Source organism: Verrucomicrobium sp. BvORR034, assembly GCF_000739635.1.
Lineage (GTDB): Bacteria > Verrucomicrobiota > Verrucomicrobiia > Verrucomicrobiales > Verrucomicrobiaceae > Verrucomicrobium.
This window is the reverse complement of record NZ_BATQ01000184.1, coordinates 25,224-48,408: the sequence shown is the minus strand read 5'-3', so window position 1 is coordinate 48,408 and position 23,185 is coordinate 25,224. Positions and strand designations below refer to the sequence as shown.

Annotated in this window: 19 protein-coding genes; 4 read left to right on the top strand and 15 right to left on the bottom strand. The window is 60.8% G+C overall.

The features are described 5' to 3' along the window. Positions 1-58: 58 nt before the first annotated feature. The 7 genes from BV034_RS33235 to BV034_RS33205 form a co-directional block, all read right to left on the bottom strand. Complete coding sequence (locus BV034_RS33235; RefSeq protein ID WP_050031240.1) at positions 59-676, bottom strand: acyloxyacyl hydrolase; 618 nt, start codon at positions 674-676, stop codon at positions 59-61. Between the two features lie 78 nt (positions 677-754). Next, positions 755-1,672 carry a hypothetical protein gene (locus BV034_RS33230; protein ID WP_265593758.1) on the bottom strand — a complete coding sequence of 306 codons (918 nt, stop codon included), beginning with the start codon at positions 1,670-1,672 and terminating at the stop codon, positions 755-757. A gap of 94 nt (positions 1,673-1,766) precedes the next feature. Then, complete coding sequence (locus tag BV034_RS33225; RefSeq protein ID WP_050031238.1) at positions 1,767-2,357, bottom strand: DUF6036 family nucleotidyltransferase; 591 nt, start codon at positions 2,355-2,357, stop codon at positions 1,767-1,769. Between the two features lie 129 nt (positions 2,358-2,486). After that, entirely contained in the window at positions 2,487-2,957 is a 471-nt protein-coding gene (locus tag BV034_RS33220; RefSeq protein ID WP_050031237.1) for a tRNA (cytidine(34)-2'-O)-methyltransferase, read from the bottom strand. Between the two features lie 330 nt (positions 2,958-3,287). Next, the gene (locus BV034_RS33215; protein WP_050031236.1) at positions 3,288-4,775 is read right to left on the bottom strand and encodes an SGNH/GDSL hydrolase family protein; all 1,488 of its coding nucleotides are present in this window, start codon (positions 4,773-4,775) and stop codon (positions 3,288-3,290) included. A gap of 50 nt (positions 4,776-4,825) precedes the next feature. Continuing rightward, entirely contained in the window at positions 4,826-5,491 is a 666-nt protein-coding gene (locus tag BV034_RS33210) for a DUF1080 domain-containing protein (protein WP_050031235.1), read from the bottom strand. Positions 5,492-5,616: 125 nt separating this feature from the next. After that, entirely contained in the window at positions 5,617-6,552 is a 936-nt protein-coding gene (locus tag BV034_RS33205; RefSeq protein ID WP_050031234.1) for an AEC family transporter, read from the bottom strand. A gap of 166 nt (positions 6,553-6,718) precedes the next feature. On the opposite strand from BV034_RS33205, the gene mtnA reads away from it, so the two are divergent. The 3 genes from mtnA (at position 6,719) to BV034_RS33190 (ending at position 10,603) form a co-directional block, all read left to right on the top strand. Next, entirely contained in the window at positions 6,719-7,837 is a 1,119-nt protein-coding gene (gene mtnA / locus BV034_RS33200; RefSeq protein ID WP_050031233.1) for an S-methyl-5-thioribose-1-phosphate isomerase, read from the top strand. 109 nt (positions 7,838-7,946) lie between these two features. Continuing rightward, on the top strand, positions 7,947-10,136 hold the full coding sequence (locus BV034_RS33195; protein ID WP_050031232.1) for an AMP-binding protein: 2,190 nt from the start codon (positions 7,947-7,949) through the stop codon (positions 10,134-10,136). A 113-nt stretch (positions 10,137-10,249) separates the two neighbouring features. Beyond that, positions 10,250-10,603 carry a glutaredoxin gene (locus tag BV034_RS33190; RefSeq protein WP_050031231.1) on the top strand — a complete coding sequence of 118 codons (354 nt, stop codon included), beginning with the start codon at positions 10,250-10,252 and terminating at the stop codon, positions 10,601-10,603. Positions 10,604-10,673: 70 nt separating this feature from the next. Here the strand turns inward: BV034_RS33190 and BV034_RS33185 are convergent, their stop codons facing one another. The 8 genes from BV034_RS33185 to BV034_RS33145 form a co-directional block, all read right to left on the bottom strand. Then, on the bottom strand, positions 10,674-12,221 hold the full coding sequence (locus BV034_RS33185; protein ID WP_265593757.1) for an alpha/beta hydrolase: 1,548 nt from the start codon (positions 12,219-12,221) through the stop codon (positions 10,674-10,676). A gap of 529 nt (positions 12,222-12,750) precedes the next feature. After that, complete coding sequence (locus tag BV034_RS33180) at positions 12,751-13,647, bottom strand: hypothetical protein (protein WP_050031229.1); 897 nt, start codon at positions 13,645-13,647, stop codon at positions 12,751-12,753. Positions 13,648-13,733: 86 nt separating this feature from the next. After that, complete coding sequence (locus BV034_RS33175; RefSeq protein ID WP_050031228.1) at positions 13,734-16,013, bottom strand: SUMF1/EgtB/PvdO family nonheme iron enzyme; 2,280 nt, start codon at positions 16,011-16,013, stop codon at positions 13,734-13,736. 17 nt (positions 16,014-16,030) lie between these two features. Further along, positions 16,031-17,089: a hypothetical protein gene (locus tag BV034_RS33170; RefSeq protein WP_050031227.1), complete on the bottom strand. Its 1,059-nt coding sequence runs from the start codon at positions 17,087-17,089 to the stop codon at positions 16,031-16,033. A 123-nt stretch (positions 17,090-17,212) separates the two neighbouring features. Further along, positions 17,213-19,864: a protein kinase gene (locus BV034_RS33165; RefSeq protein WP_050031226.1), complete on the bottom strand. Its 2,652-nt coding sequence runs from the start codon at positions 19,862-19,864 to the stop codon at positions 17,213-17,215. Positions 19,865-20,072: 208 nt separating this feature from the next. Continuing rightward, positions 20,073-20,294, bottom strand: coding sequence for a hypothetical protein (locus BV034_RS33155; RefSeq protein WP_050031224.1), 222 nt, complete (start codon positions 20,292-20,294; stop codon positions 20,073-20,075). Positions 20,295-20,354: 60 nt separating this feature from the next. Next, entirely contained in the window at positions 20,355-20,843 is a 489-nt protein-coding gene (locus tag BV034_RS33150) for a hypothetical protein (RefSeq protein ID WP_265593756.1), read from the bottom strand. A 79-nt stretch (positions 20,844-20,922) separates the two neighbouring features. Next, positions 20,923-21,744: a hypothetical protein gene (locus BV034_RS33145; RefSeq protein ID WP_050031222.1), complete on the bottom strand. Its 822-nt coding sequence runs from the start codon at positions 21,742-21,744 to the stop codon at positions 20,923-20,925. Between the two features lie 117 nt (positions 21,745-21,861). Between BV034_RS33145 and BV034_RS33140 the strand changes: the two genes are divergently transcribed. After that, the gene (locus BV034_RS33140; protein WP_265593755.1) at positions 21,862-22,950 is read left to right on the top strand and encodes a hypothetical protein; all 1,089 of its coding nucleotides are present in this window, start codon (positions 21,862-21,864) and stop codon (positions 22,948-22,950) included. Positions 22,951-23,185 lie beyond the last annotated feature (235 nt).

Genomic DNA, 23,185 nt, shown 5'->3' with positions numbered 1-23,185 from the left:
GAATGGCAGCGGGTCTTTTGGCAAGCGCCCGCTGAAACGTCGTCCCCTCCCTCGTCTGTCAGAAATGCCAGCCAAAGCTCAGCATGGGTCCCAGGGAATCGATTCCCGGGTTGATGTCATCCAGATCCGTGTTGGAGATATGCTGGTAGTAGAGACCGAGCGCGAGGCTGCCGCGTTCGCACACCCGCACGCGTGCGCCGGCGTAGCCGAAGTAAGTGAAGTTCAGGTCCTGGCCCTGGCCGCCTTCCACTTCATAGCCCTTGCTGTCCATCAAGCCCAGGCCACCGCCGGCAGAGAAAAAGAGGTTGAAGCTCCGCGCCGGATTCCACCACTCCAGGATGCCGGAGCCGTTCGCGCCGATGAAGTAGCTCTCCGGCCCTTCGATGATCGGTTCGATCAGCAGGCTGAAGCGGTTGCGCAGCACGAGATCGCCTCCCCACAGCCTGCCTTGCAGCACCGCTGGGGACTTGAACGTGAGCATCTGCGGGAGAATCACATAGTTCAGCGGGGAGGCGTTATGCCCCACACTCCACAGTGCTCCGGTCTCAAGGTCGAACTCCCAATGTTTGATGGGATCATACGCCGGTTCTTGCGGCACCGCCGTCACCGGACCCGCATGGACCATCGAAGAAAAAGAAACCATGGCCAGACCGGCCAGCATGACGCTTCGCAACATGGCGCGAGATTAACCGATCTCTGGCGACAGGAAAGGGGAAAGGTGGGGAGGGAAGCCGTGGAGGAGGGGAATTGCAGTTTAGAGGCGGGTGATCAAGTGTGGGAGGCGGGCGGCCAGACTACGAAGGAGTTCTTCACTCCCGGCGCGGGGGCGAAGGTCCAGTTCCGATAGAAGTCCATCGGCCATATATGACTCGCCGTGCGTCGTGAGCACTTCCCGCAGCTTCGATGAAATCACCACCTGAGACCTTGCGTTGGCACCTGCCTCAGGAATGGCGGCGAGCACTTCTAGAATCAGGCGGAAGAGAGGTGCCCACCTGAACCATTGGGGAATGGGTTGCCCGCCTGATAGAAAAGCCCAATCTGAAGCTCGAATCTGATACCGCCGGTTGGCACCTCTGCGAACCTTGTCATATCGTATGGGCACCTCCGCAGTCAGCAGATGACCTGAGAGCGTCATTTCCTGCAACAGCGTCTGCACTGTGCGCGGTGCGTAGCCTGTCATCCGGGCAATCTCGGAGGCATGGGCCGGCACACCTCCGGCCAACGCAAGGATGATTTCGACTCTAGCGCTCACCCCGATGAGAGAGCGGAATGTCACGACCAGATTGGCGATGTGACGGTGGTCCGGAGGGCCGCTCATACCTCGCAAATGAACTCGGGGTCGTTCGATTCCATAGGCTGCAAATTCCGGATCCGGCTCGCGGATCAGTTTGCTGGGTTCGTGGTAGAACAGCGACTGAGTGGAGGCGCCATGAAGCTTCTTGGCGGCCACAGCCTTCCATCGCGGCTGTCCGGCATTCTTACCCAACCACTCCGCCATTGCCCCCAGCACGGTCGGGTCTCCCAATCCTGTGGACGACTGTAGATTCTTCAACCTTTGAAGATTCAGCAGCGTGCCAAACTGGGCAAGCCAGTCCAACACCTCTTCGAACAGGCGAGGATCCTCACGTCCGATGACTGTGGTTGCCAGGAGGAGAGCTTCAGGGTCGATCATCCTGTCCGGAGGGGCTTTCTGCCCGTGCCCCGACACGCCCAAACTGCACCACTGCCTCCAGAGCAAGTCCAGCGAAGCCTGGAGGCAGCTTTGCCTAAAGTCGAGCAACCAAGTCTCCATAGCCGAGAGCTTTTAGGGTGTTGTGAACCAGCCCAGGAAATACTTCGCTCGCATCCTGCGTGAGTACCCACCGTGAGGCGGCAAGCATCTCTTCCTCTGTGGGGGCCAACGTTTTGAGATCGTGAGAATGACGCCCAGGCCCCTGATCCACGACGGCGAACAGCTTGAGGTGAATCAAATCGAACCGGGCAGGCAGATAGATAGTGAGCACCGGGCCAAACTCCTTTTTCGTCAGGCGGGAAGAGAAGCCCTCCGGCAACCCGGCTGAGACTTGATCTGCAGGCCCCGTATTCAACCAGTCGGGGTCGAGTTTAAGCTCTACAGCCACTTGGGCGGCGGCAAGTTTGAGCGACTCTGAAAGAGGGCGAGGATCCAGTAGTCCGTCCTCGGGATCCACTATCGCTAGGATATCCACATCGCGGGTGGTCCGTGAGATGAGGCCTTGGGCTAGCAGCGCAGACCCTCCCACGAGAACCAGATGTTGAGGTTCGGCATCGGCTTCTTCCAGCAGGTCGCTCAAGGCCGCTAGAGAAGTCAGGAAAGTCGACGCGTCGATGTTCATCATGGAAGCGCTTTATGCGCTGTTTAAATGCGTATTATATGCGCATATGATGCGTACGCAAGGAGTGTTGCGTCGAAGCCGAGTCGCAATCCATCACCAAAGTCGCCTCCCAGTCTTCGCGAACTCCAATTGCTAGATACCCTGCGGAGTTGGCAATCCCGTCTGCCGCACTGCCTCATAGAGCACGATGCCGACGGCGGTGGCCAGATTGAGGCTACGGGTGCCCAGCATCGGGACGCGGAGGCAGGACGCTGGCTGCTCTGTCAGAAGGGATTCAGGGAGTCCGCGGGTTTCGGGGCCGAAGACGAGATAGCATTCTTGCGGAAAGGCGGCGTTCCAGTAGGTCTGGGTGGTCTTTGTGGTCAGGTAGTAGAAGGGGGCTCCGCTTAGAGCCGCCTCGGCTTGCAAGTCCTCGAACCGGTCCCAGACCCGGACGTCCACATCTTTCCAGTAGTCCAGCCCTGCCCGTTTGAGCTGCTTGTCATCAATGCTGAAACCCAGGGGCTTGATGAGGTGCAGCCTCGCCCCGGTCGCCAGACACAGGCGGCCCACCGCGCCGGTGTTGTGAGGGATTTCTGGCTGGTAGAGAACGATGTGAAGCATCGGAGATGCTAAACTTCAAAAGGCAAAAGCCAAACTTCAAGGCTTCGCGGAGACAAAAGACTGGAAGACTCCAGACGCCAGACTTGAGCTGGCGCACGAGAGCCCATACCCAGTGGAGTTGGTCAGTAAGAGGAGGGAGGGACATTCCTGTCCCGGTCGGACGCGCTGCCTCTGAGGGGCAGACCGCATCACGATCAAATGCTGCACCACGTTGTATTTCTCCGCTGTCAAAGTCGGTTGGCACAACCGGACTACGCCCGAGGCGGCTGCTGAAAGTAGTGCTAGTCCCGCATGCGGGACTAGCACTACTTTCGGCTCCCACGCAGCGATCTACGCCGCCTTCTTCTGTTCAACAGCGGGCGCTGCAGGCACTGGCTTCACTTCGGGCTTGGCGGGTGGAGCGGTCACGGCGGGAGCAGGCACCGCGGTGGGATGCACATCCACCTTCAGCACCGGGGGCTTGTTGATCTTGTAGATCTCTTCTTCGTACTTGGCTGCCAGGGCATCGAGCTCGGCGCGTTTGGCCTTGAACTCCACCTGCCAGGTTTCATAGGCGGCGGGGTCGCTTTCACGCTTGTTGAACATGCCCTTTTGCTTGCCCCACAGGTTGCGGAGCGGGCGCACGGCTTCGTCATTGCGCTTTTTGTTGAGCGCGGCCACCTGCATGGACTGCTGGAAGGTAGGGGAGTCCGGGTCTTCCTGAATCTCGGCATGCACCGCCAGCTGGCGCTCGTCCCAGGTGCCGACCATCTTGCCGTTCACCACGAGGTCATAGCGGCCATTGATCAGGCCAGAAACAACCAGGGATTCCTGGGAGGCGGTGTGACCCGCCTTCGTGAGCTTGGCACCGATGGGGGCATCCGCATAAGGCGTCCAGGGCAGGGCGCGGGGCTTGATGGTGTAGCTGACCGAGCGGCCGGGATTGCCCTTCACTTCGGTGACCACGCCAGGGTTCAGGGACTTCCACTGCCCGTTCACCACTTTGACGCCGGCACCCAGAATGCCACCGGTCTCGCCTGCCTGTTTGAGAAGGGAGTAGGCCATGACGAGCTGGCCGTCGTTGCCGGGATGGATGGCATCGGCGATGAGGGTGAAGTTAGGATCCGAGCGGCGCTGGTCCACGGTCAGGGTGTTGAGCGGGCCAAAGAGGTCCACGAACTGGTAGCCGCGCTTCCAGGCGGTTTCCTGCAACCACTTGCCGTAGTACGCCAGCACGGCGTTGTAGTTGTCCACGATGCGGCCCTTGGCGTAGTCGGGTTTTTCCTTGATCCGGACGTCCCAGGCCTGGTGGTCAAACATGGTCGGACTCATCACGATGACCCGGCACTTGATGGCGTCGAGCCGGTTCATGAGCTCGGTCATGCCCTTCGCATAGGTGTCGAAGGTGGCCTTGTCGAAGTCCTTGTAGCTGCCGTCGTTCATGCCCAGCAGGATGGTGGCCACGGTGGGCTTGAAGGCGGCAATGTCTTCCTCGAACCGGTTCAGGGCATCTTGCGCACGGTCACCGCTGATCCCGGCATTGCGGAAGTGCAGCCGCAGGTTGGGATAACGGGTGTAGAAGAAGTTCTCTACGAACTGGGTGTAGAGACACTGGTGGGTGATGGAGTCGCCGATGAAGATGAAGCGGTCATCGTTCTTGAGCCCCAGCCCCTTGGGTTGGGCCGCGGGCTTCGGTTTGGCAACCGCCGCCGCAGGTGCGGGAGCTGCTGGTGTCGCAGCGGGGGTGGTGGGAGCGGGCTGCTTTTCCTGAGCGTGGGTGGAGTGGAGTGCCAGACCTGCGGCCAGGGCGGTGGCGGTGAAAAGGAAGCGTGGTTTCATGGAGGAAAGTGTTGGAGCTATTGAATCAGAATACAGGGGTGCGTCCCAGCCTAAAGCGTCTTGATCTGGAGGTTCCGGAAATCAACGGGGTCTTTGTGACCGCAGATCACGAGATGACCCTCTTTGCTGAGCAGTCCTGGATGTTCATGGCCGTCGATGGGTTTCTGGGTGGCCAGGTCGGCGTCCACGATGATCACGCCGTTGAGAATGATTTTCACCTTGGTGCCTTGGGCGATGATTTCCTCGGTGTTCCATTCGCCGACTGGCTTCATGCCCTCGCGTTTGGCCGGGACGACTCCGTAGATGCTGCCATGATGTTGCCAGTCCTTGATCGTAGCGTGTTTGGGCACGTTGGCGTCGATGATTTGGATCTCCATCCCGTTGAGGTGCGGGGCCGCCTTGCTGCCGGGCTTGATGTCATCGCAGCGGATGCCCATGCCGTTGTTGGCCCCCTCGGAGAGCTTGAACTCAAACTTCAGGTGAAAATTGCCATAGGTCTTCTCGCTTACCAGGTGTTTGCCTTCGGGGGTGCAGCTGAGCACACCTTTTTCCGCTTTGTAGCCGGCGGTGGTCTCGGCCTTCCAGCCGGCAAAGGTTGAGCCGTCGAACAGCGGGGTGAAGCCCTCGTCTGCGGCGGGGCTGGCCAGCGGGATCAAGGAGACTACGGCCAGCAGAGAAAGTGCCCGGAGGGGGCGGAGAAAGGCAGGGAGGCGCATGGGTGAAGTGGTTGGCTGAGAGAGGCAGAGAACGCCGCCCGGCCCCCATCCCTTGCGAGGGAGTCACTTTCGCATCAGATCCAGGCACCCGAGGTGGAGTTCTGCCGCCAGGGCCTCTTTGATCCTCAAATGCCGAACCACCGCATGGCGAAGCCGATCGCGAACGGGGCGGTGAAGATGCTGGCGACGGTGGTCGCCACGATGACCAGCATGGCCGTGGGCGGGTGGCCACCGTAGTGGCGGGTCAGTACCATGGTGAACACGGCCGCAGGCATGGCCGCCTGCACGGAGAGGATCTGTTTCATTTCCGTGCCCAGGGGAAGGAGCATTCCTGCCAGCAAAAAGGTCCAGGGCAGCACCAGTTGGCGCAGCACCGCGCTGGAGACGGCCGTGCCCCAGGCGAAACGCTCCTCGCCAATGAGGTCCATGATGCTGGCACCAATCAGAATCACACACAGGGGCACGGCGCATGCGCCGAGCTGGCCCATCAGCGTGTGCAGCATGGTGGGGATGTACGCGCCCACCCCGGCATAGTGAAGCCCCAGCGCTACGAGGATGCTGAGGACCGGCGGATTGATGGCGTGCCGCCAGGGAGCCTTGCCAAAGCCGGTGAGCAGCCCCACGCCAGCTGTCCACATGGCGATTTCCACCCCAAGGGTGTAGGTAAAGAGCACCCCGACGAGGGGCTTGCCAAAGAGGGCCTCGGTCACCGGAATGGCCACGAACCCGTAGTTCTGAAAGCTGGTACAGAGGGCAAAGGTGCGGGCTCCCTCGCCCCGTTTGAGCCCCAGCAGTGGGGTGACCCAGTAGCAGAGAAACATCGCCACGACGACCAGCCCAAAACCGAGAGAGGCCGCCAGCAGCACCTGCAGGCCGTTCTTGAGAGCAGGATTGCCCACAATGCGTTCCACCGCCAGACACGGGAAGAGCAGCCTGATGGCCAGCGTCATGATCCCCGCATCAGACTCTTTCTTCAGCCAGCCAAACTTTCGTGCCAGCGCCCCTGTCAGCATCGTCAGGTAAACGGGCATCGTTGCAGTCAGGACGGCAGCGGGAGACATGTGAGCAGCGGAAGATGAAGAGTGAGCGGGGAAGTGGCGTTAATTTTGTTTCCGCAGCGGCCGGACGGGTGTTTGGTCCCGAACCTGCCGGACTTGGGTCCAGTCTATGCACCCGTTGGTCGTCGCTGCCCACTGAAAAGAAGCCTCACGTCCGCGCTCCAAGCTCATGCACATCAATGGCACTCCCCACCGCACTGTCAGGCTCAAACCCGGTGAGCCGCATGTGATCCAGATCATCGACCAGCTGAAGCTCCCCTGGGCCTTTGAGCTGGTCGAACTTCGTTCGGTCGATGAAGTGGCCCTGGCCATCAAGGACATGTGGGTGCGCGGGGCTGGCTGCATTGGTGCCACGGCTGGCTATGGCATGTGGCTCGCCGCCCTGGAGGCCAACCAGGAGCCCGATTTCCATTCCGCCTTTCAGCGGCGAGCTGAGCAGCTGAAGCGCACGCGGCCAACCGCGGTGAACCTCGCCTACGCGGTGGACCGGCATCTCCGTCTTCTCCAGGAGCACCCAGAGCCATCCGATTTCCTGCCCCGTGCCCAGGCCCTGGCAGAGGAGATCGCGGAAGAGGACGTTCAAGCCTGTCGCCTCATCGGCGAGCATGGGCTGCATCTCATCCGCGCCCTGCACGAGAACAAACCTGCGGGAGAGCCGGTGAACATCCTCACCCACTGCAATGCTGGCTGGCTAGCGTTTGTGGATCACGGCAGTGCCACGGCACCGATCTACGCTGCTCACGCTGCGGGTATTCCGGTGCATGTCTGGGTGGATGAGACCCGTCCACGCAATCAGGGGGCGCGGCTCACCGCCTGGGAACTGGCCCAGGAGGAGGTGCCACATACAGTGATCGCTGACAATACCGGAGGGCACCTCATGCAACACGGCTTGGTGGATCTGGTGATCACCGGCGCAGACCGGGTCACCGGGCAGGGGGATGTGGCCAACAAGATTGGGACCTACTTGAAAGCCCTGGCCGCCCGGGACAATGAGGTGCCATTCTATGTGGCGCTCCCGTCTAGCACGATGGACTGGAGCATGGGTGACGGACTAAAGGAAATCCCCATTGAGCAGCGCAATGGAGATGAAGTTGCCTGCATGGAGGGACAGACGGCCTCTGGTACTTTGGAAACCGTGCGCTTGTTCCCGAGTGCGAGCCCGGCGGCCAACTATGCGTTCGACGTCACTCCGGCGCGTCTCGTCTCCGGACTGATCACCGAATACGGGATCTTTGAAACCAGCCCGCAACAACTTCGTCACCTTCGAAAAAAAACGGAGGGAGGTTGACTTGAGGTCCTTCCTGTCCCAGACCGAATTTCAGCGTTTTTTGCGGCCGTACTTTGTCAATTCCTCGTTTGGTATCGGGCAGAAACCTTGCTAGCATTCAATCCCATCCATGTCGACTCTCCACGAACCGCCCAAGCTCAAGGAAATCCTCATTCTCGGACAGGAGCATGTGCTTTCCGGGGGGGTCTTCATCATCCCCAGTCAGCTGGCGTATTTTGACCTCCTTCATCTGGAAAAGTTCCTCTCCGGCCGCCCGCTGGTTTATGTGAAGGACAAGTCTGCTGGAGTGGAGGCTCTGGTGGAAAGTCATCTGCACGGCGAAAGCGTCCGGGTGATCGAGTTTGACGGGAAAGTCCCCGATGTCGCTGCTCTCTCCGCGTCTGTGAAGGAGGAGGTGGCGAAGGGGACGGTTCTGGTTTACGTGACTCCAGACACCGCCACGCAACCGGCCGCCCTCTCTTCCGTTCCAGGGGCCCGGCTGGATCTCTTCGTTTCCCTGGGCGTGCCACTGCAGCCGCTGCACATTCTGCACACGAACGATGTGGTGCTGGCCATCGAGTCTGCCAAGCCCGCAGGCGACGCCATCTTTGCCTTCGGTCCTGTGTTGAAGGGGGAGAAGGTCAACACCGCGGAGCTTTTGGAATCCATGCTGGTGCTGGCCGAGACGTGCTTTGCCAAGAATCCGTTGCTGGACCGCAACCTGGCCTATGCCCTTGTGCAAGGTCTGAAGAAGCACGGTTCCAAGGCTCATCTGTTTGATGGCAAAGATGATCAGGCCTGGCGTTACGACAAGGTGCTCGCTGCGGCCATCGTGCTGAGCAAGCACGTGAAGTCAGTCACTCAGAAGTCCCGCGTGGGCATCATCCTGCCCCCAGGTTTTGGGGCCATGGTGGCGAACCTCGCCGTCCTGTTCGCTGGCAAGACGCCGGTGAACCTCAACTTCACCGCAGGCCGTCAGTCGGTGGAGAGCGCCATGAAGCAGGCGGATCTGGACCACTACCTCACAGCTGATCTCTTTGTCCGGAAGCTCCAGACCTTCCCTTGGCCTCCCAACCGTCAGCTCACATTCATTGAGCGCCTTTTGCCGCTCAAGCGTGCCGCCATCTCCCAGTGGTTCGTGTTGTGCAAACTGCTTCCCGCCAGCGCCATCGCCGCCTTGTTGGGCATTTCGAAAAAAGGGGGCCATCAGGAGGCCCTGCTGCTCTTCACGAGCGGCAGCAGCGGCGAACCCAAAGGCGTGGTGCTCACTCACCGCAACCTCATGGCCAACGTCTGCCAGTTTGGCAGCCGCTTGAACCTGAACGCCAGCGACAGCATTCTCGGCTGCCTCCCGCTCTTCCACAGCTTTGGCTGTACGGTAACCCTTTGGTTCCCCATCATTCAGGGCCTTTCGCTGGTGACTTACCCGACCCCGCTGGAAACGAAGAAGCTCGCCGAGCTAATCTACAAGCACAAAGTCACGCTCAAGATTGCCACCCCGACCTTCCTCCGCGGCTACCTCAAGGGGATCAACCCCGAGCTGTTTGCCTCTCTGAAGCTGGTGGTGACGGGCGCGGAAAAACTGCCCAAGGCCGTGGCCGATGCATTCGAAGGCCGGTTTGGGAAGAAGGTGCTCGAAGGCTATGGCCTGACGGAGACCTCCCCGGCTACCAACGTCAACTTGCATGACCCGACTCCTGAGGGCCAGACAGGCGCTGCCGCCGTCTTTCCAAGTCATCGCCCAGGCAGTGTCGGCCAGTTGCTCCCCGGCATGGCCCTGCGGATCACGGATCCCGAAAGTGATGAACCACTGCCTGTGTTGAAGAGCGGCATGGTGTGGTTCAAGGGTGCCAACGTTTTCGAAGGTTATCTCAAGAACCCGAAGAAGTCCGAGGAAGTAATCAAGGACGAGTGGTTCCGCACCGGCGACATCGGTCGTCTGGATTCCGACGGTTTCCTTTACATTGAAGGGCGTATCAGCCGCTTCTCCAAGATCGGGGGAGAGATGGTGCCGCATGAGACGGTGGAAGATTCCGTCAACAAGACCCTGGGTCTGGAGCACGAACTGGCCCGGCGCATCGCCGTGGTAGGCGTTCCTGACCAGGAAAAAGGCGAAGCTCTGGTGCTGCTGACTTCCGTTTCCGGTGGCAACGTGCAGCAGGAGATCCTCGATCTGCGCTACAAGTTGCTCGACCGCGGCATGCCGCCACTCTGGATTCCCAAAAAGATGGTTCGCGTGCAGGAAATCCCGGTCCTGGCAAGCGGCAAGCTGGACGTCAAGGCCTGTGAACGCCTCGCGAAAAGCGCCGGCGGCTGGTAACAGACAGTGGGTACGGACTCTCCCCTACTGGTCTGGCAGGTTGCATTTTCCCTGCCGGACCCTAGGTTGGGGACGTACCCTTTTCTCAATTTCATCCCAAACCTGCCCTCGCCATGAGCCAACCTAAAATTACCGCCTACCTCAAGACCTACTGTGGCTGGAGCGAAGGTGTGCGTGCCATCTTCCGCAAGTACAACCTGCCTTTCGAGGAGAAGGACATCATCAAGAACCCCGCTTTCCGCTGGGAAATGGAGCAGAAGAGCGGCCAGCCTTTGAGCCCCTGCGTGGAGATCAATGACACCATGCTGCCAGACATCAGCGGTGAAGAAGTGGAACGCTGGATGCTCGACAACAATCTGCTTGAGCAGAACGACGCCGAACCCGACGCCCCGATCAACTCCTCCTGCACCGACGAACAGCACGCCGCCATGGCCAAGCAGTCCGGCGCCGTGAAGTTTATCGCGTAACGAGATCGCTTTTTATTTCGCCGCCTCCCTTCGATGGGAGGCGGTCTTTTTTTGCCCGTTCAGCTCGCGACTACCGGCTTGTGGCGGGAGTGAATCTGCTGTCCCGGCGCTCGGCAGCTGCTTTGCCCAGAACGTGCAGCCGTGCGATGCGGCGGATTTCGTTGATGGTTCTTCGATTGGTCACGTCGCCATGCCACGAGGGCACGATCATTTCGGACTCCGCGCCGTCCAAATGAGCGCTTTCATAGGGTACCACGCCGTCGCTGGATTTGGTGGGGTCTGACGTCTCGAACAATTCACCAATGATGGTGTGATACTTGGCCCGGATGGGCTGCCGCGAGAGATCCGCGATCAACGGGTGGTCCGGCTGCATGGACTTGATGCCGTCCACGCCAAACCCGTCAAACCGCCCCCGGTTGGGATTGATGTGCGCCACATCGAGTCGGGCGACCGCAGTCACCAAGTCCACCATTTGCCCTGGGGTGCGGACCATCGAAGATCCCCAGCGGCCCAGCCAGCTCCCGGCCATGCGGCTGCCCCGGTGGGGCGTGTTCATGAAGATGATCCGTTTTACATCCGGATTGGCGTGGAAGATCAACATGTTCCGCAGTTCATCCCGCAGCGGTGCATCGAGTTTCAGCTGGTCAGGAGCACAGGCGAACCAGGTCTTCCAGAAAATGTCTTTGGATTCCGTGACCTGCATGCGGGCGATCAGGCCGCCCATGCTATGACCCACGACCAGGATATTCTGGAAAGCGGGGTCATTGCCATTGGGGTCCACCTGTTGTTTGAGCTCGGCCAGCGCCTGGCGAAACCAGGTGGATGAGGACACGACCGGCAAACCCGTGGGGTAAACATAGTACCAGCATTGGATCCGCGGTCCCAACTCAGGATCGGCCATCAAAGCGGCGGCATGAGCCTGCCAGATGTGCGGGTCCGCCATCAGTCCATGGATGAAGATGACCGGCACCTTGTCAGCGCGGTAGGGCTCCATGAGATACAGGCCGTTGCGGGTGACATAGTTGCCAGGCCGCATCAAGCCACCGACCGTGGCCCGGACAAACGTCGCGGGCTGGAGGGATTTCCTTACGGGCATGGAGAAATCGGCCGCGACCGGCCAGGGGCGGTCGCCGGCGGAAACTTCGCCCAGCTCGCGAGGGTCGGCCAGCTTGAGGGTCGCTTGCTGCGGTCCGTCAAATTGCAGGAGCGCCGTCATCGGCAGGTACTGTCCCTTGTCAGGCGTGAACTTTCTCGTTGCCTCACCCTCTCGTGGTTTGTGAATGGCAAGGTAGGGCGCTCCCACCCCTTTGCGCCGGAGCCGGGAATACTCCGGGGTACGACGAGTCTCCAGCGCCAGGGGGCGGACCTTGTCGATCAGTGTCGGCGACCAGACTTCGTGCCCGGATCCTTCGGCAAGACCAGGGTCGATCTGGACCGTCCATAGACCGTCGCGGCCTGGAAGGGTGACCGTTTGCGGCCACTGATGGGGAGGTTGAGCGCTGAGTTTCTGGACGATGTCGGTGACTGCTTCACGATACCGGCTCACCGCCACCTCTCGGCTGAACGGCGTTAGATTCTCTTTCCCGAGGACCTTCCAGGCCGAAGCCGCTCGATCCATGGGGGGAGACTGGAACGGCGAGCCTCTCCCGCTGCCAGCACAGGAAGGGAAAGTGAGAGCCGTGAGAAGAAACAGACCTGAGATGGCTCGCAGTGGGGGCATCGGCATCACCGCGACAAAAAGCGCGGCCGCCTTTGCGTGCAATCAATCTTTGCGCGGAAGGCGGGGACAAGGCATCACACCACATCAGACACCAGACTGGAAGACACCAGACATCAGACCTGAGGTCTGGGGCGGAGCAAAGTAGTGCAGAGCTTTGGCTCGTCAGTCGCGAGGTTGACGTCGTGCAACGCCAGTCCCGCATGCGGGACCAGCACTACTTTCAGCAGCCGCCCGCAGCGTAGTCCGGTTGTCCCAACCGGTTTTGGGAGCGGAGGGATGCGGCGTGTTGGGCGTTTGAGCGTGGTGAGGTCTGCGGCGTCAGGGGACGCGCGTGGCAAGCGGGGAGTTTGCCCTACAGTGCGTCAGGGGCGGAGCAAAGTAGTGTAGAGTCCCGCATGCGGGATCTAAACTACTTTCAGCAGCCGCACTACAATCCGGGAGGCCGTTGTCTGATGGACCGGCCTTTGGGCTTGTTGTCTGCGACGGGCGCGCTGGGATCATAGGTCTCGCCGCCGACGACGCCGATGGTCTGGTCGGCCTGCACCACCAGTTCCGGACGGTCGGACTTGATCTCTCTATGGTAGGCACGGCGGATGATCTTGCCCTGGGTGTCCACGCACACGTGGGCGTAGATGTGGGGAGCGGCCATGAACAGGATGTGAAGCTTGTTTTCCCGATCAACCGTGACTTGGGGATCAGCGGAAACCAGAATACAGGGGCCGAGGGAGAACGTGGCCAGTTTGAGCCCCGTCCTTTCTTCAAGCAGGCGGACGTACAGGTAAGACCGGTCAAAGTCCCGCAGTACCGAGAGGGCATACTTGCGAATCTGGCCTTCACCGGGAAGACCGGGCGGTACGCCAAAGTTCAGGTTGGGGATGTCCAGCGGCCGGGCATCCACGAACTGGGCCCGGGCCTTGTTCGAGATGAAGTACTGCTGGGACGGCGGGTGGTACACGCTGGCAGCGATGGTGTACATGCCGTACTCGGAGAAGGAGTAGGAGTCGGAGATGAGCACCTTGCGGCTGATGCTCGCGCCGGCTTTGAAGATGATGCTTTCATCCGAGTTCAGGCGGATGGTCGGCACCTGGTTGCCGGCGGGATTGATGACCTCAAAAGCGAGCCAAGCCATGCCGTTGGGTCCGCCCATTACGATGTCCGTGCCGGAGCGGTTGTTGATGGTGATGGTGGCCTCCACAGCCTCATAGGTGAGGTAGGTAGCCTTGTTGAGTTTGACGTTCGTCAGGAACTGGGCGTGGGCTTGCGTGGACCATGCGCCCATGGCCACGGCAACGAAAAGAACAAGGCGGAAAAGGCGGGACGGCATGGAGCGGAGATGGATGAAGGTGAAGGGCGGGTGGATGAGAACCGGAGCGCTGCCGGATGTTCAATCCAGCGCGGCGCTCCGCCAGCTCAGGACTTTGATTTGGCATCCGTCTCAGGAGCCTTGTCACTGACGGTGCGGAAGCCTCTGGCCAGGGTGGCCTCAGAAGCAGATTGGGCGTAGGTGCGGCTGGAAAGGACGTTGCTGGGGGTTTTCTGGGCGAAGTGTCCGCCTCGTACCACCGGCACAAGAAGGTCCGGATAGTCTGGATGCGTGCTCCAGGTGGAGGTCCATTCCTCGACGTTGCCCGCCATGCCAGCGATGCCGTCCGGGCTGACGTCTTCGACAATTTTGTTTACGGGGGCCCAGTAGTTGTAGCCGTCCACGTCACCACCTTTGCCCTTGGGGTCGTAGTCCGTGCCCAAGTTGGCGGCGGCGGGGCGGGGCTCGGTGCCCCAAGGGAAGCTGCGTCCGTCCGTGCCTCGTGCGCCTTTCTCCCATTCTTCCTCGCTGGGAAGCCGGTGACCCCGCCACTTGGCGAAGGCGAAAGCGTCCCACCAGTCCACATTCACAATGGGACAGTTGAGATCCATGGGCTGGTTGTTGAAGAAGCCCCCCGTACGTGCTGCAGCGAGGTAGGCCTCCCAGCGCTCAGGACGGTGATTCTTCTTGGTCTTCGGCTGGTCGGGGTGGTCGTAGGACTTGGCCTGCGAGGGGTCTTTTTCCAAAGCGTCCAAGAACATCGCGTACTGGCCGATGGTGACCTCATGAGTGTCCATCCAGAAGGCGGGCAGCTCCTTCGTTTCGCCACGGCGAAAGAGGAACTTGCCTTCCGGAATGAGCTTCATGGTCTGCTCGACCGGAGCGGCGGGCTTCGGGCTGCCAGTGATGCGCTGCACCACAACGGCACCCAGACCGATCAAGAGCACCCCGGCAACCGCATACGCCCAGACGGGCACGCGCGATTGGCGGGCGGATTCAATGACCTGGGCTTCCTTGGTGTCGGCCCGTTTCAACAGGCTGCGCTCGCGAAATTCTTCCTGAAACTCAAGCGCCTGCTGGCGGAGACCTTCCCAGTCCAGGTTCTCTTTGACCAGGTCATCAATCAAATGCCGGGCGCGCGGACCGTCCGCGACGGTGCGGAGCATGTAGAGCAGCTTTTTGGTGTCCGCGATGAAGTCACGGGTACGGCTGCCCGCCGGACGGAAGACGTTGACGATGCTGGCCTGATGCTCGCTGTCCACGAAGACGTCACGGCCAGACAACATCCGGTAGTGGTAGCCACGGTGGGTGGCGTAGCTCATGGCCTCCGCGATGTGGCCGATGATGTCGGCGAGGATCTTCTCCCCGAACTTTTCGCCCGTCTCGTGGAGCTTGTCCACGGTCATGCCGTGAGGCATTTCCCGGGTATAGAAGTGATAGCGACCGATCTGCAGCCCTTCGTAAAGGGGGGCGATGCGCGGATGCGCCACCGCAGCCTTCACTCGCTGCCGCTCCTGAAAGTCGGAGACGGCGGTGGGGTTGGCGATCTTTTCCGGTTTGAGGACGACGAGCACCACCTCGCGATGCACGCCCTTTTGGACGGCGATGTAGGACTCGGTATCCGGCTCCGCGTAGAGCCTTTCTTTGATGACGTAATTTCCCAATACCGTCTCCGGAACAAGGAGCGGAGGCTTTTTGTACTCCTCGTCTTCGTCTGCGCTCACGAGAGCGGCTTGAAGCACGCCCGTCTCGCTGCCGGAGACTGGGACGGCACGTGCGACCTTGGCCGGACCGGCACCGACGACCGCGGTGGCGCGGGCCGTTTGGGCCGGGGGCTTGACTGGCTTGGGAGGCTCGTTCTTGTGGGGGATCGTTGTGGGAGCCGGGACCACGGCAGGAGCCACCGGGCGCGGCACTTTGGCTGTCGCCTGGGAGGCCTGGGCCACCACTACTGGCGCAGCCTCGGGTTTGGCCGTCTGGACGGCAGGCGAGGCGGCAACTGCTATAGCAGTTGCATCGGCACTCTGTCCTGAGTCTGAGGCGGAGGTCGCCTCCTTGATGATGCTGATCAGTTTCGAGACCGGGACAGGATCGTAAACCAGGGGGCATCCATTGATGGCCTCCTCAAAACCCGTGAGATCATATCGGCTGGTGAAGACCGTCTGCAGCTCAGGGAACTTCTCCGTGATGGCATCGCGCAGGTCGAAGCCGGTAAACTCCCCCAGCACGCCCTCACAGATCAGGACATTCAGCTCGGGGAGATTCTGCGCCACCCCCACCGCTGTCTCGGCGTCGTCGGCCTCGTGCACGGTGTACCCCTGTTCTGCGAGGCTCGCCACCCGGGTGGCGCGAACTTCGACATTGGGGTCAACGTACAGGACTACCATCGCTTGGGGGGATCCGTTCACTTGGGAAAGAGAGCATTGTCCAGACCAGCGGGGGCGCTGGGTTGTGACGAGAAGTCGATCAAGTCCCCAGGTTGGGCCTGTTCCCCGGCCAGTTTGTTCTGGTAGAACAGTTTAACCACGAATCCATGAAAGGTTCTCCGACCGAGGTCCCGCACTTCTTCAGGCTTGGGTGGGGGCAGATCATACACGACGTCCACCAGTTCCTCGTTGGCATCCTTCCAGTTCACCGGAGCGGAGACCCAGTTGAGGGTGGGGGCGGCAGCGCGGGCCTGCTCGACCCGCTCGCCGTTCACTTTTTCGAAGAGGAACACGTGAATGTCCATCTGGGCGGGATCAATCACGGTTCCTGGTGTGGCAATGAGAGGGACGCGCACCGCGATCCGTTCTCCCTTGGTCACCGTGGCATCCTTGATGATCGTGCAGGCTCCCAGAGTGACGGGACTGCCGGATGAGACCGGAGCCGTCAGTTCTGGGCGGCCGGTGCCCCCGCTGAGTTTGCCTTTGGCCAGCGAAGCATACCCACCGGCCCCAGCCTCGCCCATGGCAGCGATGGAGCGCCAGAGGGCTTCAGCCTTGGTCATGATGCCCATGGCCTCATAAGAGAGGGCCATTTCAGAGAGGATCTCAGGATGGTTGGGCTGCTGCAGGTCTGCTTGACGGAAGGATTGGAGCGAGCCCTGGATGTCCCCTTGGGCGCGGGCATGGCGGCCGACTTCCATGGCTTCCAGAACTTGGGGCTGGGTCAGTTCCCGACCTACGGGCAAGAGCGGGCGCTGCGGGGCAGCGACTGGCGCAGGTGCGGGCAGCGGGGCCGCTGTGGAAAGCGTGGCCGGAGGAGATGGGGGTGGCGCAGGCGGCGGGATCACTCTCACCGGGCTGGGTGTTTCGAGACCCACAGGAGCGACACCCGATTGACGGGCTTCGTTTCCGGATCGCAGGCCGAGCGCCCAGACGACTCCGGCCACTGTGATCCCGGCCAGCGTGTACAACGCACCTTGGGCCACATGATGGGACTTGTTGGATTCGGGACTGAGGATGGCGACAGGCTTGGCCATGAAGAATTTTAGAAAAAGGTGATCCTAGGGGCTGGAGCAGGGGGTGTCAATCATCCACTCCCTTGTGCGAGGGAGTGGTTAATTGTCGCAGAGGTGGACAACCGGATCGCTCCGGCGCTCAACTCAATTGCCGCCTTGATCGGCAATATTACCCTGAATCACGAGGTCTTTGGCCCCGCCTTGGTTGGAAACTCCGGCCAGGTGGTTGCCCCGGGCCGTGTTGTCCGTGATGGATCCTCCCACTCCTTCGGAAGCGAGGATGCCATACTCACCGTTTGTGGAACATTCGTTCTGTTCCACACGCGGTTTGAAACCCTGGCCGAACACCACAATGCCCGTGCCGGCGTTGCCTTTGACCTTGTTGCCCACGATGCTGATGGAGACGGCATTGCCTCCGACTGCCAGAATGCCGTCACGTTTGCACTTCTCCACCTCATTGGTGAGGATGGCGCTGCCGGTGCCTGGAGAGTCGAGCTGAATTCCAGCCTGCTTGCTCAGAAGCACCTTGTTGTTCTCCAGTTTGACCACGGCATTCTGCTGGACGGCCACACCCACACCATTGTCTTCGCAGACGATGTCGGTGGCTGTCAGCTTGGTACCATCACCGGCGGCGGCCAGCCCGGCCTCCGCATTGGAGCGGCACTGGGTCTTGGCAATGACATTGACGGAAGCGCCATCCTTTACGACCACGCCAGAAAGTCCATTCTCGGCAAGGATGCAGGCTTGGAGGACGGGGAAGGTGCCGGTATGGCGGACTTCCACCCCGTTTTCTCCGTTTTTGCGGGATTCGCACTCCGTGAGGCTGCCATTCACGCCGCTTTCCAGGGTCACGCCATTGCGGGTGTTTTTCTGGAAACTGCAGCGCACGATCTGAGGTTTGCCCGCCCCGGTGACGAGGAGGCCGTCGCCAATGCCGGATTGGAAGGTGCAATCTTCCAGCACGAGGCTGCTGGATTTCAACATCGCCACCGGCCAGTTGATCTTGTCAGGAACCTCATCGCCAGTGTGTTGGAAAATAAAGCCCTTGATGGAACCGCCTTCGCAGTTCTCAGCCAGCAGGGCAGAGCCAACCTTCCCGTCGGTCTGCACGATTACCTTGCCAGTGGCCTCAGCCTTGAGATTCACCCCAGACTTGAAACGAATCTGCTCTTCATAGATGCCCGCAGGAATGGTCACCGTGTCCCCAGCCTTGGCGGCGTTGATGGCCGCCTGGAGGGTGGTCACCTTGCCGGAAGTGGAGGGCGGCGGGGTGGGTGGATTTTGCGTGTGGGACGGAGGAGGCGTCGGATTGGACGACGTGGGCTCCATCTTGGGAGTTGGCGGAGTGGGAGGGGGTTCCGGCTTGGTTTCGTTCTTCACCACCACCGGGGGGCTGGTGTGGGAATTGGAACTCGAATTCGAATTAGAATTCGGTGTGGAAGGCGGCGTCGTCTGGTTGGGGGCCAGATGCGGATCGGTCGGCACCGCCTTCTTTTTAAAATAGGGCAGGTTGTTGTAGGCCCACCAACCGCCTGCTCCCATGATGCCGACACCCATGAGAAGGATGACCAGCACCACCGTGATGATGACGCCGTTGGACTTCTTCGGAGTAACTTCGCTCGTGCCGGTGCTGGTGCCAGGGGCGGTTCCGGTGGAGGGATGGGTGCCTGCCGTGACCGGAGTGACGCCCGGACCCACTCGTACTGCACCCGCGCCGATGCCACGCGTGGGCACGCTCATTTCCGTCATCCCGGCACCTACCCGGACATAGGTCTGGGTGGCATTGGCGTGGGAGGTGAGGTGACCGGGGAAGGCGGGCGGCAGGGCGCCCGTGGCGGTGGCATGACCGGTCGTGGTTGACAGCGGCGGAATATCCGGGCCGCCTGCCGGGGCCAGACCCAGACGCTGACGAACGATCTGCGCACTGGTAGGACGGTTTTCCGGTGCCTTCTCCAGGCAGGCCAGGATGGTTTGCTCCCATTCTACGGGAATGGGTTCGGCATTGATGAGGCCAAACTCCTGACGCCGTTCCGAAAGAGACTGCACGGCATCTTCCTTCAGCTGGTGAATGATATTGCCGCTGAAGAAAGGAGGCTTGCCGGTGATCAGCTCATAAAGAGTGCTGCCAAAGGCATAGATGTCATCGCTGACATGGGGCTTCTTCCCGTCCGCCTGCTGGGGGCTCATGTAGGCCAGCGTGCCGGTGGAGTTGCCCACGGCCATGGTGGCCCGGTTCATCGCGTCCGAGATGCTTCGGGCGATGCCAAAGTCGGTCACGCGGAGGTTGCCGTCCCGGTCCACCATCAGGTTGGCCGGTTTCAGGTCGCGATGGATGACCTTGGCGATGCGGTGGGCGTAGTCGAGCGCCTCCAGGAACTGGCTGACCCACGCCGCGATCTGGCGGGGCTCAAACACCTTGTTGGGCTGGCGGGTACGCAGCACGCCCAGGTTTTCGCCATCGATGAACTCCATGCTGATGGCGGCATGGTCGTCATCGAGCAGGAAATCGTAAATTTTGACGATGCCCGGATGGGCAAGGTTCAGGCCTTTGAGCGTCTCTTCTTTCAGCTCATCCACCGCCACGTCGTCATAGCGGACGGCTTCTGGAGCGAACTTGAGAGCCACTTCGCGGCCGAGGCGCTCATCCTTGGCCAGCCAGACCACTCCCATGCCGCCGCGACCGAGGAGACGTTGCAGGATGAAGCGTTCAAAGACGCGGTCGCCTTTCTGGTGCCCACGGATCGTGTGACCAAAATCGATGTCATCCAGGTTGATAGGCGGCTTCTCGTCAGACATGGCTGGGGAGCAAAAGCGGGATATAGTCGGGGAAGAGCGCCGCTTTGCAAATGATCACGTGCTGGGGCTGATAATTGTTGGAAACGAGCCCCTTGCCGGCCCAGCCGCGACGGGCGTTGAAACAATAAAAAGGCGCCAGCCCGGGCTCCCCGAGCTGGCGCACGATGCAGCGCAAAAGCTGCAGGTGATGTTTGGCTTTTGTGACGGACTACTGGGAGTAGCTGTGGGGGGGCGTCACGGCCTCGAAGTTCTCAGGCGTCTTGCTGTACCCGCCTGTGCTCACGGAAGCGGACTTCGTGTAGGTGGTGGTGGGGCGGACCGTACGGGTCGGGTAGTAGTGGTTGTGCACTTCCGGCGGTGGGTCAGAGGCGCAGCTCATGAGCGAGGCGGAGACGGCGGCCAGGATGGTCAGCTTGAGGATGCTTTTCATTTGGATCACTGGGTTTGAGTTTGGCAAAGGAGACGTTGGAGAACGAGCTGTCCGGGTTGCTTAGTTGGGCTGCACACCGGCTTCACCGGTCACGGCGGAAGGGCCACTGTCTTTGGCGACACCGCGGCGGCCGACCAGCACGTAGTAGGAGGCGAGGCCGTTGGCGCGGGCCATGTGCAGGTACACCATGGCGGTGCCGTTGTAGGCGGCGCGGAACTGAACACCGGCCAGCTTGGAGCCGCGGCGGTCATCCAGGATCAGGTTGCCCACTTCATCGTACACATACACGTCCACGTCGAGGGCGCTGCGGTCCGCACCGGACAGGAACACATAGTCCAGGCCCTTGGTGACGGGGATGAGGAAACGAACGGCCTGGCCGCCACCCAGCACGCCGCTGTGGTCGGTGGGAGCCATGGAGAAGCCCTTCGCCACATAGCTGGTGGCCATGCGGTAGGCTACGTCTTCGGCCTCACGGGGGTCAGCCTTGAGGGCGGTGGTGGAGGCGAGCATTAGAGCGCCAACGATCAGGGACTTAACACGGTGTTTCATGGTATTGTAGTTGTTTGGCAAGATGGTTTAAGGGGTTGCTGCATGCATGTGGACTGACACGCCCCTGTGACAAACTTTTTCAATCCCCGGTAATTTTTTCCACAATGCCTTTTGCCGAGCTATTCAGTTTTTCAACACCGTCTTTGGAGATCGAGCCATCGAGCGGGATGTTCACGCCCTGAAGGATTTCGGGCAGTGCCGCGATGATGGCAGCGACTTTGGGAGAGGTCTTGATGTCCTCAGGAAGGTTGTTGAGATCAGCCTGCATGGCCTTCACCAGCACGGGTTCACGCAGGTAGTTGGAGGCGGCTGCGGAGTAGTGGTTCTTTACCACGTAGGCCGTGTACTGCAGGCCCTGCATCCACCCGGCGGTGATGATGAGGGAGCGGCGCTTCGTGTTGCCCTGGGCGCGGAGGGACTTCATGATGTCCGTCTGCAGGAAGCCCAGTTCCATGAAAACCTGGAGCCATTCACCCTTGTTGGCATGGGCGCGCACGGTCTTCGCACGGCTCATTTCCTCGTCCTTCACGCCCAGTTTTTTGGCCAGGTCTTCGATCTGCTTGGAGCAATCGTTGAGGCCCTGGACGTTGCGTGCCTTGATGGCCATGACGCCGTCGGCGATTTTGACGCCGAGCGCGAGGGCCACGTCGGATTCGTTGGTGAACTTGTCCACCACCACGTCTGTGGCGATGTCGCCATAAACCTTTTTCCAGTCGTCGAAGTTCAGACTGAGCACCTGGTCCAGCCCGAGGAACTTGTCATAGGGGCTGGGTAGACCCAGCGGGGCGATCTCCGCCTTGCTGGGGTCAAAACCGGCTTTTTCCTGGGCAGGAGCGGGTTGGGTGAGGGCGAAAGGAAGAACGAGGCAACCGAGAAGGAGGGGGCGAAATCGAAGCATCATGGCTGGCGAATGGCGCGGGGTGATGTAAAATAGCGGCCGAACTAAGGTTTTTGCCAGCAGCAAAGCAAGCCAAACTTTATGAAAACAAGGTACACCCCGACCCGATTTTCCAACCCCTTGCGAAACGCAAGCAGCCTGCTGGCAGTGCTCGGCATGGTGTCCTTGAGCTCCTGCGCGAGGGAGGATGATGCTCTGCAGTCACAAATCATTGAGACCCGCGCCGCCATGGAGCAGCGCAATCGCGAGCTGGAACAAACCCAGTCGCAGCTCAATGATCTTAAGGAGAAAATGCAGCGCATGAGCGGGGCCTCCGCTTCATCGGATGAGGTCGCCCGGCTCAAGGCGCGCAATGCGGAGCTGGAAGACCAGTTGAACGCCGCACGGAAGCAAACCTCCGCGCCTGATGCCCCCGTCAAATTCGACATGGATGCCATCGCCTCCAGGCTGGAAGACGATCTCACGCGCAAAGCCAAGCAGTTGCGTGAGTTGGTGCAGAAACAGACGCCTGGTGGACGTGTGGATGAAATCTCGCTGAAGTCCATTGAATATCCGCGTGAACTGCTGGTCACCTTTAACTCCGCCATTACGTTCAACATCCTCTCGGAAGGCGGGCAGAAGCTGCGTCTGGTTTTTCCAGTGACGGCGGACCTTGGGGGTACCTGGAAGCTCCCGGCTCCGGCGGAAGTACAGGCGGCCTATGTGCAGGCTCAGAGCCAGCCAGCTGGCGCGAGCCCGAGCAATAGCGGGGCGGCATGGGCAGGGGCGGGATCCGAAATCGCGCCCACCGCGAGCCCGACGCCTGCCTCCGCTCCGACTCCTGCAGCCCAGACTCATGTTGCCGCTTCGGCTCCAGCCGCCTCTGCACCGCAGGCTCCAGCCAGTTCCGGAGGCCATTCCGGTATGAGGCAGGTGGATGCCAACACGTTTGTCTTCAGCTGGGGTGATTCCCGTGGTGGTGGCGGTGGTGGTGCTCAACCCCAGGCTCAGGCCCCTCGTCCCGCAGCCCAGCCGACGGCTCCCGCCCCGGCTTCGACTCCGGTTCAAGGTAACACGCCGATTGCCAACTTCACTCCTCCAGGTCCTGGTGGCGCGGCCCCCGCCGCTGCGCCGGCAGCACCCTCCCGTGGTGCGGCTCCAGCTGCGGCAACGCCACCCCCGGCGGCCGTGATGCCGGTGCAGCAGGACATCACAATCCGGTTTGATTGATGGTGGTGTCAATCTGAGATCCGTCATACGGGGCGTTCCCGCATGACGGTGTCTTAAGCAGGCTGAGGTCGTGAGGTCAGTTCATGGCGCGGCTATTGAGCAGTCTGACGGTGTTGTTTCCACGTCCTGCTTGCGGAGAACAAGCGTCTGTCGAAGCTTGGTGACTCACCGCGTGAGGGCGAAGGTTGCAGACGCTTCAGCTAGTGCCTGCCAAGGAACCTTGGATGCGAAAGGC